Below are 15,827 nucleotides of genomic sequence, written 5' to 3' on the forward strand. Positions count from 1 at the left end.
GCGAGATGAGTGGATTTTTATTAGCATTTATTCTGGAAATAATAAGGCTCGATGGTTTCATAAAGCAGGTCGTTAAGGTGGTGTATCACTCGATGAATTAAAATATCATGGGTATCGGTGAATTGATGGGCGATTACCTCACTGACTGCATCAGTCGTTTGCTCTTCTTTGGTCAGGATTAACAGTAGATACTCTGGTTGTGTGGAAAGAAATTCATTAATTAACGGGCGAAGCAGTTCAAGTGTGGCCTCTTTTTTGGATAAATAAATTAAACACTCGCGTTCGAGCGCACGAAACAATTTATTATTCAAGGAATATCCTTTTGCAGCCAACCCTTAATATAGGTAATGGTTTCTTCAATAGTACTTACTGCTTGATGATAGCAGAAGTAATTATTTTCTTGTACTGATTATTATTGCACCGCATAAGATAATCATAGTCCCATTTGAATTAGTCGTGAAGATTTTCTATGGGTTTTAATGTAGTAAAAAGAGGGCAGAAAGTCATTCGGTCGATGCTGTAAGTGCTGCAATGCCAATTCTAATCGCCTTAGCTCTTCAATTGGTGGATATCATTATTCTGGGGACTTTGCTTTATTTTTTAAGGCCCTGTGAATTCACAATTCAGTAAGATTTTTATGAATTTACTGTGACTCCAAACGGAACGAACAGTGTTTTCCCATTGATTTGTACTTGAACAAACATTTTAATAAATCCTACTTTGTTAGGCTCTATATGAAATAGTAATTCAGGTCCTCCTCGTTCAGTATTATTTGTAGGTTCCTTGCCCATTGGATGAACATGAGTTACAGTTTTAAAGTCCTCATTAAAACCTACGATGTGAGCATAAGCACCCATAATGGGTTCTAAGGTATGAACTGGGTTTTCCTTTGCATCGGTGATGTCAATTTTGCCCATGACTGCTTGACCGACGTGCAATGGTGTTTTATCAAAAGACAATTTGAATTGGTAGCCATCAACACTACTTTCAAATAATGGTTGTCGATGAATAGGATTTTCCAATCTCTTTTTGGTTTTTGGGGAAGGTAAATCAGCAACTACATATTCTTGGGTTTTTGTATTAGTCGGTATCAGATCAGCCCATGCTCGATAGGAGGCGTTCTTAAGAGTAGGTTGCCATTCAAATTGATAGATACCTGGTTTCGTTGTTTCGACTGGATGGACATGACTGTAGTCAAGGAGGTTATCATCGATAATCAACAAATGAATCTTTTGTGTATGTGCTTCAATAAGATCGTTTAAGGTGATTGGTTTATTGCTTTTGGTGTCAATTAATTTGATTAACACCAGTTTCTTGTCCTTTTTATCCTTTATCTCTTGAATAGATAATTGCATGGTATTTTTTGATTTCAAAGAATGTGTTGCTTGATTGTTCATCATGCGTTGATTAGGCTTTTCGGAGAAAGCAGTAGGATAATATAAGTTAATGAATATCAAGCTCATTAGGGTGACGGCACATTTCTTCACAATATTTTTGTCTCCAAGAAAACCAATTGGTTATAAAATAATTTCTTATAGTCCTATTCTGTAGGCTATTTATTTTGATCAGCACATAGAATGATATCATGATTGTCCTTTTAAGACAGACATTAAATATAAGTAGAGGTATCCCAAATGTTTATTGTGTAACTTCATGTTGCTTTTAATGGTTCATTCGATTATTGGATATTGTTCAGAAAGCAATGTACCTTCTCCAAAAAATGATTGTTAGGAGCGTCATCGACGTTATTGATTGAGGTGATGAATTTGATGTGATCCGTGTCAATTAATTAGTGTCCTATTTCGAAAATCCAGCACCAATTTTGAATGGGTTTAGGACACAAAAAAGTGAGCTAAAATCAATTCAGCTATCATTCAATTAATTCAATAAAAGGGAAAAATTTTTCTTTTGTACGCTAAATCTTTTTAAGAGTTTTTTATTGAGGATACCTCAAGGCATTCTAGTTGAGTTTCTCAAAGGTTATTCTTAGCTAACTGTCTGTCAAAGCAGAGAACACTTTGTTTTGACTTGTCCATGCCAAAGAGTCTATATTGTAATTATTTCCTTTTAAAATCAAGGATGGAAATCATCATGAAACACAGTCATTGGATGGTTTTGGCGTGTTGTTTAATCCTTACTGCGTGCATGAGCAGTGGCACTAGCAGTAAGGATACTAAGAGTCTGGAAGAGCATGTCGCTCAAGGCCATGTTGGTCATGGTGGCGGTGGTGGTCGCTAACACTAAAATCTTTTACTCAATCCTAAAGGTTAACATGAGCGCTCACTCTATTAATAAGAACTATTTGGGCACTAAAAATTGGGATAAAATGATGCGCACCACATCATAATGGATGGCGAATGCAAAGGATGGCTGTCATGGTAGAGCAGTGGCACGAAAAATCACCTGCAGATATGGCATTGTTGTTTCAAACTGACTTATCTTTAGGACTATCTGAGAAAGAAGCGGAGCAGCGGTTAAAAGAAGCAGGACCCAACCTGCTGAGTCAACAGAAAAAAACGTCTCCTTTCCTCATTTTTTTGCAGCAATTTGGAAGTGTGGTCTCCTGGGTGCTTTTAGGTGCTGTTGTTGTGTCTTTTTTGTTGGATGAAAAAGCCGATGCCATTGCCATTTTGGCTATTGTCATTTTAAATGCCATCATTGGCTTCGTATTAGAATACCGCGTTGATCGCGCCATGCTTGCCCTGCAACAAATGGCGGCACCCAAAGCCACCGTATTGCGCGATGGTCATGCTAAAATAATTGTTGCATCTGATGTCGTCCCCGGTGATATTATTCTTTTTGAAAGCGGCGATTTAATTGCAGCAGACGCGCGTCTTTTTGAATTGTCCGCACTTAAAATCAATGAGGCCCCACTCACGGGAGAATCCCTACCGGTTGCTAAACATCTTGATTTTTGTGCCCAAGACACTCCTTTAGCTGATCGCAAAAACATGGTGTTTATGGGAACATCTATTGCCGATGGTACAGGCAGAGCACTAGTTGTTGCGACCGGCATGCAAACAGAAATGGGCCATATTGCCAAAATGCTGGGCGAAGCCTCCTGTGATGAAACGCCTTTACAGAAAAAACTCAACCAAGTGGGTTCTCGTTTATTGTGGCTTTGTTTTTTCATTGTGATTGCCATTTTTGGATTGGGTTTACTGCGTAACATTCCCATTTTTAAACTGTTCATGAGTTCAGTCAGTCTTGCGGTTGCTGCGATTCCTGAAGGTTTGCCTGCCGTAGTCACAGTGGTTTTAGCTCTTGGGGTGCAGCGTATGGTGCGGCTTCCTGTTGCTTTATGTATTAGGTTATAACATGAGCATTGCGGTCTGGGTAGGGATGATTGCGCTCGCAGGCGTTGCGGCCGAAACAAGTGCCGTGATGCTTGCCTACCTCGATTCCGATTACACTGCGCAAAAAGAAAAGGGATTACTCAACACCTTGCCGGATTTGATTCAAATGGTGCGAGAATGTGCGGTATCGCGTATTCGACCTATGGTCATGGCAGGTCTTGCCAATATCCTGGGGCTGCTCCCTGTGATGTGGGCTACAGGGATTGGAGCTGACGTCATGAAACGTCTTGCAGCCCCTATGGTGGGTGGCGTTTTTTCAGCGCTCTTGCTGACCTTAATTGTGATTCCCGTGGTGTATGTGATGTGGCGGAATCAGGTGGATTTGAAAAAACAAGGAAGTCTAACGGAGGCACAATGAAATTAACTTTTTTAGGGGCAACCCAGACGGTGACCGGTTCAAAATATCTTTTGACGGTGGATTCTAAAAAAATCCTTATTGATTGCGGTCTTTTTCAAGGTTATAAAGAATTGCGCTTACGCAATTGGGATCCCTTGCCTATTAACCCACGTGATATTGATGCGGTCATTCTCACTCATGCACACATTGACCATACGGGCTATCTGCCCTTGCTCATCAAAAAGGGATTTCAAGGCAAAATTTATGCCACACCAGGCACCAAGGCATTATGCGCTATTTTATTGCCAGACAGTGGACATCTGCAGGAAGAAGAAGCCCGACTGGCCAATAAATACGGGTTTTCCAAGCATAAGCCAGCTCTTCCTCTTTATACAGAAAAAGAGGCAAGAGAGGCCTTAAATTATTTTGAGACGATTGATTTTGATACGCCACACCAATTATTCAGTGAATTGAATTTTGAGTTTCATCGTGCCGGTCACATCGTAGGTGCCGCCATGGTAAAAATAAAAACCAAGAAGGGCTCGATTTTATTTACCGGAGACCTAGGCCGTCCTCACGACCCCGTCATGAAAGCCCCCACCATCATTCAAGAAGTGGATTATCTGGTGATGGAATCCACATACGGAGATCGACTGCATGGGGTCACCGATCCCTTACCCCAACTTGGCCAAGTGATTAATGAAACCATCAACCGAGGCGGCTCAGTTGTGATTCCTGCTTTTGCAGTGGGACGTGCGCAAAGTATTCTTTATTTTATTTATGAACTGAAACGAACAGGGGAAATTCCCAAAGACATTCCAGTGGTTTTAGACAGTCCTATGGCGATTGATGCTACTCGTTTGTTGTGTACTTATAAAGAAGATCATCATTTAACTGAAGAACAATGTCGCGGGTTATGTCAGGCGGCCACCTATGTTCATACGCCTGAGGAATCCAAGGAGATTGACCGCCATAAAATGCCGCAAATCATCCTCTCTGCCAGTGGCATGGCTCAAGGAGGTCGCATTGTGCATCATTTGAAAGCGTTTGCCCCGGACTCTAAAAGCACTTTGTTGTTTACTGGTTTTCAGGCGGGGGGTACGCGTGGAGCCAGGATTGTGAATGGAGAGAAGGAAGTCAAAATTCATGGGGGTTTTGTTCCTATACGTGCTAAGGTCGTGGCCATGAGCAGTACGTCAGCACATGCGGATTATCAAGAACTGTTAGGCTGGCTTAAGCACTTTGTTACACCGCCTAAAAAAATCTTTATCACTCATGGTGAGCACCACTCTGCTCAATCATTAAAAGAAAAGATTGAGCAACAATTCGGTTTTTCATGCACCATTCCTTCTTATCTGCAAACGGAGGATTTGTCGTGAGTCATGAGAACAGTCATGTGCTTTGTTTAAAGTATTTAGGGATTAAAACCTATCATGAAGCCATTATTTACATGCGAGAGGATTGTCATGTTTGTCATTCGGAAGGGTTTGAAGTACAAACACGTATTCAAGTGAGCTTAGGTGGACGCTCTATTATGGCCACCCTCAATGTCGTGACTTCAGAGCTTTTAAAGCCAGGTGAGGCCAGTTTGTCCAATTATGCTTGGGATTCTTTAAAGGCTAAAGAAGGCGATGAAATTCAACTCTCGCATCCTAAACCGTTGGAATCATTAAGCTTCGTGCATACCAAGATTTATGGCAATGAACTGTCTTATGAGCAACTCAAAGGGATTGTGGATGATGTGTTAAGTGGTCGACTGTCTGACGTGCAAATTGCTGCTTTTTTAGCGGCAAGTAGCGCAGGACATCTCACAAAAAATGAAATCATGAGACTCACTCAAGTTATGATAGACAGTGGTGATCGCTTATCCTGGTCTTCGCCGCTTGTGATGGACAAGCATTGCGTGGGCGGATTGCCTGGAAATCGCACGACCCTGATTGTGGTGCCTATTGTCGCGGCTTTTGGGTTAATCATCCCCAAAACGTCCTCCCGCGCGATTACCTCTCCTGCAGGAACCGCCGATACGATGGAAACTTTAGCGCCAGTCTACTTAAGCCCAAAGGCCATGCGTCACGTGGTTGAAAAAGAAAACGGTTGCATTGTGTGGGGTGGTGCTGTGAGTTTAAGCCCCGCCGATGATGTGCTGATTCGTGTGGAACGAGCCTTGGATTTGGATAGCGAAGGACAATTAGTCGCCTCGATTCTTTCTAAAAAAATTGCAACGGGGGCTACGCATGCGGTCATTGATATCCCGGTAGGACCTACTGCCAAAGTCAGGGATAAGCCTATGGCGTTACTTCTGAAACACTTGCTTGAGGACGTAGGACAACAGTTAGGGCTTGTGGTCCATACGATATTGACTGATGGGTCGCAACCGGTGGGAAATGGCATTGGTCCGTCGTTGGAGGCACGTGATGTTCTTGCCGTGTTGCAAGGGTTGCCTGATGCCCCAAATGATTTACGCGAAAGAGCCTTAAAGGTGGCGGGTGCTCTTCTTGAATTGTCATCCAAAGTTCCAGAAGGCTTAGGCCAATCCGTAGCGCAACAAGTATTGGACAGCGGGCAAGCGTTTAAGAAATTTCAGGCCATTTGCGAGGCGCAAGGGGGGATGAAGGAATTGAAAACAGCACACTTTACTCATCCTGTTGTGGCTTCCCAAAGAGGGCAGATAGCTCTTATCGATAATCGAAAGCTTGCCAAAATAGCCAAGCTTGCTGGTGCGCCTAAGTCGCAATCAGCAGGAGTGGATTTGCATGTTCATGTGGGTGCACCAGTGGAGCAAGGCGAGCCTTTGTTTACCATTCATGCGGAGTCTTCAGGGGAGCTAAACTACGCCTGTGATGTTTTGCGCGACAAACAAGACGTCATTGTTTTAGGAGAACACTCTTGAAGCCACTATTATTTTCATTATTTGACTCCTCAGAACTAGCAAGACGATTACAAGAATCACTCCAAGTGGACGTTGGTGAAGTGACGTTCCATCGTTTTCCAGATATGGAATGGTACTTAAAAATTAATTCAGAGGTTAAAAATCGCAATCTCATGGTAGTGGATAGCTTAAACCAGCCTGATGAAAAAATACTGCCTTTGCTGTTTTTTGCCAAAGCGGCTAAAGAATTAGGCGCTAAAAAAATCGGCTTGATTGCTCCTTATCTTCCCTATCTACGCCAAGACAAGCGCTTTCATCAAGGTGAAGGAATTACCTCGCGTTATTTTGCCGAGATGTTATCCACCTCATTGGATTGGCTGATGACAATTGATCCTCACTTGCATCGCTACCACTCTTTAGATGAAATCTACTCCATTCCTACCTTTGTCTTACATGCCACAAACCCTATCGCTGCATGGATTAAACAGCATGTTTCCAACCCAGTGATTATTGGCCCTGATGTGGAAAGCGAGCAGTGGGTTTCTAGTATTGCAGAACAAGGCCCGTTTCCTTATGTAATTTTGGAAAAAGTTCGTCATGGGGATAAAGAGGTGGCTATTTCGGTACCCAATCTACTTAAGCTTGAATCGTCAACCCCCGTATTGGTGGATGACATCATCTCCACCGCCAGAACTATGGTAGAGACGGTGAAGCATTTACACCAAGCAGGAGTTAAGTCCATTGTTTGTATTGGGGTGCATGCGCTGTTTGCACAAGACGCATACTCCCTATTATCAGGAATGGAAGGGGTGCAAGTCATCACCTGTAATACCATCCGTCATATCACCAATGCGATTGATGTCAGTGATTTGATTGCGACGGATTTAGCACAATATAAGTTGGTAAAGACTTATAAAAAATAAGTTGGAACAGTCTTAATAGAGAAGGAGTATCACATGTCATTTTTTAAAGTAATCAGGATCATGATGGTGTTCATTGGGCTGGTTTTTGCGACTTCCTTTTTGAGCTCTTGTGATGGTGCGGTGAAACATAGTTCACAAGAGGCTGATGGCTATGGAGGACACAACGCAGGCGGACATGGTGGTCATGGCGGCGGAGCTGGGCATTAAGACCATTCGTTTTCTTAGTGAATTGTGACGGGCTCAGACAGACCCATTGGTTTTTAGTGGGTCGCCAGAGGTTTTAGTGCTGGGTGGACAGGGTAATCAGTGAAAACAATATAAAGGGGTGACCGATGAAGCAAGACCCTCATCAAAAACAGATACATTCTGGTAAAGAGCAGGCTGGTTGTCATCAGGAACATAAGGCACACAAGCCTCAGCAGGATTCCTCCAAAATGGAAGGTCTAATCGTTTATACGTGTCCTATGCATCCAGAAATTCGTCAATCTGCCCCTGGTCATTGCCCCCTTTGTGGTATGGCATTAGAACCCGAAACAATATCAGCAGAAAAAGCAGCGAGCCCTGAGTATCTTGATATGAGACGTCGATTTTGGGTTGCATTGATTTTGACTGGTCCTGTCGTGATATTGGAGATGGGTGGACATGGTTTGAAGCATTTTATTTCTGGCGTTGTTTCCAGTTGGATGCAATTGCTTCTTGCAACACCCGTGGTGTTATGGGGCGGTTGGCCATTTTTTAAGCGCGGTTGGCACTCTCTAAAAATACGTCAATTAAACATGTTTACCTTGATTGCTATGGGTATTGGGGTGGCGTGGATTTACAGTGTGGTGGCTGTTCTTTGGCCAGGTGTATTTCCCCATGCGTTTCGAAATCAAGAAGGGGTGGTCGCTGTTTATTTTGAAGCGGCAGCAGTGATTACGACTTTAGTCTTATTAGGACAAGTGCTGGAACTCAAAGCACGAGAGCAAACGGGTAGTGCCATCCGTGCTTTGTTGAAATTGGCTCCTGAACGTGCCCATCTTATTAAAGAGGATGGCAGTGAAGAAGAAGTATCGCTTGACAAGGTTCATGTTGGAGATACATTGCGTGTTCGTCCTGGTGAAAAAATACCCGTGGACGGTGAAGTATTGGAAGGGCGCAGTTTTGTCGATGAGTCTATGGTGACAGGCGAACCCATTCCGGTTACTAAAGAAGCAGGGGCCAAAGTCATTGGAGCCACTATAAACCAGAGGGGTAGTTTTGTGATGAGCGCGTTGCATGTGGGCAGTGATACCATGCTTGCTCGTATTGTCCAAATGGTGAGTGTTGCCCAAAGAAGTCGTGCTCCTATTCAGCGATTAGCAGATACCGTTTCTGGATGGTTTGTTCCTGCAGTGATTTTGGTTGCCGTATTGTCTTTTATTCTATGGGCTTTTCTAGGGCCACAACCGTCATTGAGTTATGGTTTAATTGCCGCCGTATCCGTACTTATTATTGCGTGTCCTTGTGCTCTTGGTTTGGCAACACCCATGTCCATCATGGTAGGGGTTGGAAAAGGAGCCCAAAATGGGGTTTTAATTAAAAATGCCGAAAGCTTGGAGCGCATGGAACAGGTCAATACCTTAGTGGTTGATAAAACGGGTACCCTAACGGAGGGGCGTCCTAAATTGACTCGCATTGTGACTGATGATGCGTTTGATGAAGAGGTTATTTTAGGGTTTGCAGCTACTCTTGAGCACCAAAGTGAGCATCCTCTTGCCAATGCCATTGTAACGGCTGCGAAAGAAAAACAGTTGTCCTTGGGCTCAGTTGAAGATTTTGAAGCTCCTACCGGGAAGGGAGTAATAGGGAAGATCAATGGTCATCGTATTGCCATTGGTAACGTGAAATTAATGCAGGAGCATGGAAATGACAATGCTTCCCTTCTTGAACAAGCGGATGAACTTCGTAGCAAAGGTGCATCAGTCATGTTCATGGCAGTGGATGGTAAAATAGTCGCTCTTTTGGTGGTGGAAGATCCCATTAAATCGACTACTCCTGAAACACTACGCGAGTTGCAACAACGCGGTATCGAAATTGTTATGCTCACCGGAGATAGCAAGAAAACTGCAGAAGCGGTAGCGAGTACCTTAGGCATTAAAAAGGTAGTGGCTGAAATCATGCCTGAAGACAAAAGCCGCATCGTGGGTGAATTAAAAGACAAGGGTCTTATTGTTGCCATGGCGGGAGATGGAGTAAATGATGCCCCGGCGTTGGCAAAAGCAGACATTGGTATTGCCATGGGAACGGGTACTGATGTGGCAATCGAAAGTGCGGGTATTACCCTGTTGCATGGGGATTTGCGTGGCATCGCCAAAGCACGTCGTTTGTCAGAAATGACCATGAGCAACATTCGTCAAAATCTGTTCTTCGCCTTTATTTATAATGTACTGGGTGTGCCCTTGGGGGCTGGAGTCTTGTACCCACTCACTGGCTTACTCTTAAGTCCTATTATTGCAGCAGCAGCGATGGCACTGTCTTCTGTTTCCGTCATTGTTAATGCGCTTAAGTTGCGACGGATAACACTATGAAAAAAAGATGAAAAAAAACGGTTGCGCATAGAAAAAAAACAAAATCGATCTATACTGATAAGAAGCAGTCAGTTGTTTTTAAGGCAAAATCATGGTGTTCCCAGTGGTTATGATCGTGGTTGGTATTGTCTTTCTCATCAGTGGTGCCTATTTAATTAAAAGCGTATTGCAACAAACGAACCATTATCGTTGGCAGTGGCTCGTTTACCTTGCTTTTATTGGCGCTTTTATTCTAAGTTATTCGGCCAGTATTTTTTACGGTCTCTTGGTTGATCCCCACTGTCTTAATTATTTTTATGGCAGTGTGTTTTTATTAGGTGCCACCTATGTTTATTTGTCTTGTCGTCTTATGACTAAGACCATTCAAAAGATGGAAGTGATGGATGATTTTAAAAATCGCTACGAACTATTAAGGCATCATACCAAATACGATTCGCTGACTGGTTGCCATAACCGAGAGACTCTTTTTGATATTTTAAACACACGGTTTCAACACATTAAGAGCAATGATGGATGGGTTATTGTCCTTTTTATTGATATGGATAAATTTAAGGCGGTTAACGATCGTTATGGCCATGATGTGGGAGATAACACGTTGACCGCATTTGGACAACTCCTAAGGCAGCGATTGCGAAAGGAGGATGTAGTGGCTCGTTATGGCGGGGATGAGTTTATTGCCGTGATGGAACACATCTCCGTGGATGAGGCGAAAAAGATTGCTGAGAATCTTATCACGGTAACCAAACAATCATTTAAAAAAGGTATTTTATCGAAGCTTAATCTAGGCTGCTCCATTGGCATCACTCAGATGAATTCTCACTCGACTTCAGTAAATACCGTCATCAAAGAAGCCGATTTGGCGTGTTACGCCGCGAAGCAAAGAAAAATCAATGGTTCCGTTTGTGTCTATAGTCCGCTGCTTGCAACAACGAACAATCCTATCGATTTGGGTATCCATCAAGTCGCAAACAGAAAACGAAAACGCACAAAATAGTCATCTTACCGCAGTGTATTAAGTTCCAATCAGTGACCTTTCTGTTTTTTGCTCTACCTCGCCAATTAATTGACAACGCTTGTTTAAAGGCATTGGGTAGGAGATACTAAGAAATAAAATAATAAAAAGAAGGTATTAATTCATGACCCATTTTCTAATGAAACACGCTCACCTATTCTTGGTGCCCGCACTCCTTGTGGGCTGTTCTTATAATGCCAAATTAACCCCTGAAGGAGAAAAAGTGACCCTTCTCCAATCCGGCAAGCCCTCAAAAGGCTGTGCTTTTTTAGGGGAAGTCAAAGCCTACGATCGCAACGGCATGAGCCAATCATATCAATCGCATGAGCATTTGATTAAGGATGAACAAAATATCCTAAGAAATGAAGCGGCTCTCTTAGGTGCCAATACGGTTTTGGTGACTCAACATCAGCAAACTTATGAAGGCAAGCCCAAAAATGATTTCGTAGCAGACCATTGGATGGTAGGTCGAGCCTACCGCTGTACGATAAAGCAATAGAGTGACTTCTTAAGCGATTGTTTATGGAACAGCATCGAGTCTTTCGGTTTTCTTATAGAGTAATCCTTCTGTTGCTGTATGCCTCTTTGGCCACAGCGGGGAAGGCATTGACTCTTCAAGAAATAACCCCTATCGCTTTAGCGAACAACAAGGATTTAAAAGCAGCGCGCTATAATGTGGCCATTGCCAAGGCCCGTTTGCTACAAGCAGGTCTTTGGCCTAACCCAAGCCTTAATCTTTCCAATAACGACGACCGCCTATTTAATGATGAAGGGGAATATTCACGCAGTGCTGGTTTTAGTCAGGCGTTTCCTATTTCTGGACGTATTGCAAAACAAAAAACAGTGGCCTATTTGGACGTGTTGAAAGCGATTGCTGAAATTAGAGAAGCAGAGCGTCAATTAAGTAGCAAAGTAGCCAATGCGTTTTATGCGGCAGTGATTACTGAGCGTCGTATGCACCAAGTGAATTACTTATTAAAAATCAATAAAGAATTAGTCAACGTCATCCATAACCGTTATCATGCGGCTGAAATTTCAAAGCTGGATGAGAATGCAGCACGCATTGAGTATCTGCGTATTGGGCAAGAAAAGCATTTATTGCACAGTCTACTCATCAGTCAAAATGCCACCTTGAATCAATTGATGGGACGGCAAGCCGAGACCCCCTTATCCCTGCAAACCGATTTAATCCCAAGACAAAAATTTCCTGAAGTATCTAGTCTAAAAGCGCTGGCACTTAAAAATCGTCCTGACCGTCACGCTATCGCGTTATCCATTCACCGTGCTCATGCCGACAGTCGTCTGGCCAAAGCGGAGCGTTTTGCGGATTGGACGGTAGGGCTTGGTGTGCAACAAGATAAAATTGTGGTGGAAGAGGGGCCACCTCAACCCGCCGATCGCACTTTGGGGGTTACTCTTTCAGTACCGCTTCCACTTTTAAATCGTAATCAGGGACGAATTATGGAGGCGAGTCGCACAGGAACTCAAGCGATGTTGGCCTTACGTGCTTTGGATTTAATCATTGAAACGGAAGTAGCGAGTAATTATGCCCAACTGCACGCGCTGCAAATGAGTCTTAAGGAAACACAACGTGTTTCACTGAAGCTGGGTGTTGATAATGTGACGTTGGCACAAGAGTCCTATGAAAACGGACAAATTTCTTTTTTGAATGTCTTACAAGTACAAAAACAACAAAATGATTTGCAAGTAACTTATCTTAATACCTTGGAAAAATATTACCAGGTGTATGTGACTTTATGTACGGCCATTGGTCCTGGTAACACGCAAGGATTTTGTTCCTACTTAGCTTATCAAAGGAATGGTGATGCCAATGACATTGCGACAACGAAGTAGACTGATTGTCTTTATTAGTGTTTTTTTGAGTTTTTTCTTTCCTATTCATGAGGGTTTTGCTCACGGAGAAGAAATCGAAGTGAGTGAGGGAGGAGCCAAAGGCCCAGTTCATTTAACATCGGCACAAACTAAAATGCTTGGCATCAAGGTGGTGGATACCACCAACCGTCCTATGGCGCAATTGCTGGGTTTGAATGGTCAAGTTCAACTCTTACCGGATGCGCAAGCGGATGTCAGCATTCGGATTAGTGGCAGTGTGACCGCCATTGATGTGAATTTAGGGGATAGTGTCAAGCAAGGGCAACGCCTAGCCACAGTGCAATCACGATTAGTGGGCAATCCCCCGCCGAGTGTGGCAGTCACAGCGCCCATTGCAGGCATCATTGATGCCAGGAACATCAATTTAGGCCAAGCCGTTGAGCCGAACACCGTTCTTTTTCACATCAGCAATCGCGATAAATTGTTAGTCATCGCCCAAGTGTATGAAGAAGATTTAGGCAAGGTTAAGGTCGGGCAAACGGTGACTATTCATGCCTTAAGTTACCCCAAGAAGGTCTTTGCAGGACAAGTGACTTTAATTGAACCCAATCTTGACCCATTAACGCGTACTGTCAATGTGCGAATTACTTTGGACAATAAGGAGGGATTCCTCAAACCCGGGATGTTTGTACGCGCCAATGTGATTTTAGCTCGTAATGAGGCGGCACTTACCATACCCAATACTGCCGTGTTGCAGGCGGATGGCGAGCAATTTGTTTTTGTGCAAAATGGGGATATTTACGATCGCGTCGTTGTTAAAGTAGGTGCTGTGGATGATGACTATTCGGAAATTACAGACGGCTTAGTTCCTGGCGACCTTGTTGTGACTCAAGGTAATCGTGAGATTTATACACTATGGCTTACTGGTGGTAGTAAATTTCAATCCGGTAGTCATGAGGAGCCTCAATAAATGTTTACTCGCCTCATTGCCTGGTCTTTACATAATCGCCCCTTGATTTTGGCATTAACGATTATTCTTTGCTTGCTGGGTGGTTATACCCTAAAACAAATGCCGGTGGATGTGTTTCCTGAATTTGCACCACCCCAAGTGGTGGTACAAACTCAAGCGCCTGGCATGGCAACCCAAGATGTGGAAACCTTAATTACCTATCCTTTGGAAAGTGCGATTAATGGCACACCAGGCGTGGTCAGCGTACGCTCTAAAACGTCTGTAGGGCTGTCCACCATCACGGTGGTGTTTGACGACCAAACAGACATCTACCGTAATCGTCAGTTGGTGAATGAGCGCATTCAACAAGTAGTAAATCGCCTTCCTCCTGGCGTTGAGTCACCCATCATGTTACCGGTCACCTCGGCTGTGGGGTGGCTGGTCAAATACGCGCTGGTAAGTCGCACTGCAAGTCCTGAAACCTTGCGTACTATTTCGGATTGGACGATTCGTCCCCGGATTTTAGCATTAGGTGGGGTGGCTTCTGTGGTCTCCTTAGGTGGAGAAGTCAAGCAATACCAGGTACGTCTTATTCCTGAGCGCATGTTAGCTTATCGAATTACGGTGGAAGACGTGCGACAAGCACTGACCTCTGCGAATCAAAATGTACCTGGTGCCTTTGTCCATCAGGCAGGAACTGAATTCGTAGTGAGTACCATTGGGCGCATCAAAACACTGGATGACATTAAAAAAACACTGATTGTGGTTCGTAACGGGGTGCCTATTACCATTAATAATGTGGCTGTTGTTGCTTTTGGTGGTGAAATTAAGCGGGGTGATGCGTCTTATAATGCTGAACATGCGGTGATTGGGACTATTTCTAAAGCCTATGGAGCCGATACGGTCACGACCACAGCGAAAGTCGAAAAGGCGCTTTTTGAAATTAAAAAGTCCTTACCTCACGATGTGGCCTTAAGGACTAATGTCTTTCGCCAAGCCAATTTTATTGAATCCGCCATTCAAAATTTAACTCGCGCACTCCTTGAAGGGGCTGTGATTGTTATCGCCATTCTTTTTGTTTTTTTGATGAACTGGCGTGCTTCGTTTATTACCTTTTTGTCCATGCCGGTTTCGTTTGTAGTGGGTATTCTAGTTCTTCATTATTTTGGCATAGGTATTAATTCCATGACTTTAGGCGGTATGGCGATCGCCATTGGTGAAGTGGTGGATGACGGCATCATTACCGTGGAAAACGTCGTGCATCGTTTACGAATTAATCGTCAGGAAGCGCATCCTTTACCCACCATGGAAGTGGTTTTTGATGCCGTTTTGGAAATTCGAAGTTCTGTGGTTTATGCCACAATCATCATTAGTCTGGTCTTTTTGCCTATTTTCTTTTTATCAGGTATTGCTGAGAACATTTTTAGTCCTTTAGCGATTGCTTATATTGCCTCGGTATTAGGTTCTTTAGTGGTGTCCATCACGATGGTACCCGCCTTATGCTATCTCTTGTTAGTACGTAGCCAAGAAAAACAACACGATGCCGAAGTGAGCTTGCATGCTTTATCGCAAAAGGAACGGCATTATGCGGTGGAACAGGAAGTTAACCATGATGCGGAGTCCGAAACTCGCTTTGTCCTATGGCTTAAGAACCATTTTTTAACAGCACTCCAATGGTCTATCGCACATTGTAAAACAGTGCTTGCATTGGCTTTATCGGCGTTTGTCTTTGCCTTGGCCTTACTTCCTTTTTTTGGCACCTCCTTCTTGCCGGAATTTCATGAGGGCAACTTTATTGTGGTGATGAGTACGTTGCCGGGAACGTCCCTTGATGAATCCATGCGTTTAGGCCAACAAGTACAAAAAGCATTACTTCGCTATCCGCAAGTGATTTCCATTGCGCAGCGGGCAGGGCGCAGTGAGCTTGATGAAGATGCGCTACCACCCAACATCAGTGAATTTGATGTGCTTCTTAACTTTGATAAAGACAAGTCCATGA

13 protein-coding genes and 2 pseudogenes are annotated in these 15,827 nt (G+C 43.6%); 13 read left to right on the forward strand and 2 right to left on the reverse strand.

Features of this window, described 5'->3' with window-relative positions:
• Window positions 1-20 precede the first annotated feature (20 nt).
• Entirely contained in the window at window positions 21-311 is a 291-nt protein-coding gene (locus ACWTEW_RS01705; protein ID WP_058393307.1) for a hypothetical protein, read from the reverse strand.
• A gap of 324 nt (window positions 312-635) precedes the next feature.
• Window positions 636-1,487 (reverse strand): hypothetical protein, encoded by an 852-nt coding sequence (locus ACWTEW_RS01710; RefSeq protein WP_058393308.1) that lies wholly within the window; start codon window positions 1,485-1,487, stop codon window positions 636-638.
• Between the two features lie 604 nt (window positions 1,488-2,091).
• Here ACWTEW_RS01710 and ACWTEW_RS01715 point away from each other — a divergent pair.
• The 13 genes and pseudogenes from ACWTEW_RS01715 to ACWTEW_RS01775 form a co-directional block, all read left to right on the forward strand.
• Window positions 2,092-2,238: a hypothetical protein gene (locus ACWTEW_RS01715; protein WP_165481743.1), complete on the forward strand. Its 147-nt coding sequence runs from the start codon at window positions 2,092-2,094 to the stop codon at window positions 2,236-2,238.
• Between the two features lie 137 nt (window positions 2,239-2,375).
• Window positions 2,376-3,296 (forward strand): annotated as a pseudogene (locus ACWTEW_RS01720) (HAD-IC family P-type ATPase); the annotation flags it as partial.
• Window positions 3,286-3,714: pseudogene (locus ACWTEW_RS01725) on the forward strand (efflux RND transporter permease subunit); the annotation flags it as partial. The pseudogenes ACWTEW_RS01720 and ACWTEW_RS01725, both read left to right, overlap by 11 nt.
• Window positions 3,711-5,072 (forward strand): MBL fold metallo-hydrolase RNA specificity domain-containing protein, encoded by a 1,362-nt coding sequence (locus ACWTEW_RS01730; protein WP_058393311.1) that lies wholly within the window; start codon window positions 3,711-3,713, stop codon window positions 5,070-5,072. The pseudogene ACWTEW_RS01725 and the gene ACWTEW_RS01730, both read left to right, overlap by 4 nt.
• Entirely contained in the window at window positions 5,030-6,583 is a 1,554-nt protein-coding gene (locus tag ACWTEW_RS01735; protein WP_080444844.1) for a thymidine phosphorylase family protein, read from the forward strand. The genes ACWTEW_RS01730 and ACWTEW_RS01735 overlap by 43 nt, the downstream gene beginning before the upstream one ends.
• A complete protein-coding gene (locus ACWTEW_RS01740; RefSeq protein ID WP_058478520.1) occupies window positions 6,580-7,485 on the forward strand; it encodes a ribose-phosphate pyrophosphokinase in 906 nt (301 codons plus the stop codon). Before ACWTEW_RS01735 ends, ACWTEW_RS01740 begins: the two co-directional genes overlap by 4 nt.
• 60 nt (window positions 7,486-7,545) lie before the next feature.
• Entirely contained in the window at window positions 7,546-7,692 is a 147-nt protein-coding gene (locus ACWTEW_RS01745) for a hypothetical protein (RefSeq protein ID WP_162264086.1), read from the forward strand.
• A 125-nt stretch (window positions 7,693-7,817) separates the two neighbouring features.
• Window positions 7,818-10,034 carry a copper-transporting P-type ATPase gene (gene copA / locus ACWTEW_RS01750; RefSeq protein WP_058478519.1) on the forward strand — a complete coding sequence of 739 codons (2,217 nt, stop codon included), beginning with the start codon at window positions 7,818-7,820 and terminating at the stop codon, window positions 10,032-10,034.
• 91 nt (window positions 10,035-10,125) lie between these two features.
• Window positions 10,126-11,028 carry a GGDEF domain-containing protein gene (locus ACWTEW_RS01755; RefSeq protein ID WP_454783504.1) on the forward strand — a complete coding sequence of 301 codons (903 nt, stop codon included), beginning with the start codon at window positions 10,126-10,128 and terminating at the stop codon, window positions 11,026-11,028.
• Between the two features lie 142 nt (window positions 11,029-11,170).
• Window positions 11,171-11,545 (forward strand): DUF4156 domain-containing protein, encoded by a 375-nt coding sequence (locus ACWTEW_RS01760; RefSeq protein WP_454783505.1) that lies wholly within the window; start codon window positions 11,171-11,173, stop codon window positions 11,543-11,545.
• Window positions 11,546-11,568: 23 nt separating this feature from the next.
• On the forward strand, window positions 11,569-12,900 hold the full coding sequence (locus tag ACWTEW_RS01765; RefSeq protein ID WP_454783506.1) for a TolC family protein: 1,332 nt from the start codon (window positions 11,569-11,571) through the stop codon (window positions 12,898-12,900).
• Window positions 12,878-13,849, forward strand: a complete 972-nt coding sequence (locus ACWTEW_RS01770; protein WP_454783508.1) for an efflux RND transporter periplasmic adaptor subunit — start codon at window positions 12,878-12,880, stop codon at window positions 13,847-13,849. Before ACWTEW_RS01765 ends, ACWTEW_RS01770 begins: the two co-directional genes overlap by 23 nt.
• Window positions 13,850-15,827: efflux RND transporter permease subunit (locus ACWTEW_RS01775; RefSeq protein ID WP_454783507.1), on the forward strand; the 1,978-nt coding region annotated here is incomplete at its 3' end. It lies immediately after the preceding gene.

This window comes from Legionella stuttgartensis (genome assembly GCF_977063405.2).

Excerpts from the sequence above, each read along its gene's own strand:
- ACWTEW_RS01755 (WP_454783504.1), top strand. The coding sequence starts at position 10,126 with ATGGTGTTCCCAGTGGTTATGATCGTGGTTGGTATTGTCTTTCTCATC.
- ACWTEW_RS01760 (WP_454783505.1), top strand. The coding sequence starts at position 11,171 with ATGACCCATTTTCTAATGAAACACGCTCACCTATTCTTGGTGCCCGCA.
- ACWTEW_RS01765 (WP_454783506.1), top strand. The coding sequence starts at position 11,569 with ATGGAACAGCATCGAGTCTTTCGGTTTTCTTATAGAGTAATCCTTCTG.
- ACWTEW_RS01730 (WP_058393311.1), top strand. The coding sequence starts at position 3,711 with ATGAAATTAACTTTTTTAGGGGCAACCCAGACGGTGACCGGTTCAAAA.
- ACWTEW_RS01735 (WP_080444844.1), top strand. The coding sequence starts at position 5,030 with ATGCACCATTCCTTCTTATCTGCAAACGGAGGATTTGTCGTGAGTCAT.
- ACWTEW_RS01770 (WP_454783508.1), top strand. The coding sequence starts at position 12,878 with ATGACATTGCGACAACGAAGTAGACTGATTGTCTTTATTAGTGTTTTT.
- ACWTEW_RS01745 (WP_162264086.1), top strand. The coding sequence starts at position 7,546 with ATGATGGTGTTCATTGGGCTGGTTTTTGCGACTTCCTTTTTGAGCTCT.
- copA (WP_058478519.1), top strand. The coding sequence starts at position 7,818 with ATGAAGCAAGACCCTCATCAAAAACAGATACATTCTGGTAAAGAGCAG.
- ACWTEW_RS01715 (WP_165481743.1), top strand. The coding sequence starts at position 2,092 with ATGAAACACAGTCATTGGATGGTTTTGGCGTGTTGTTTAATCCTTACT.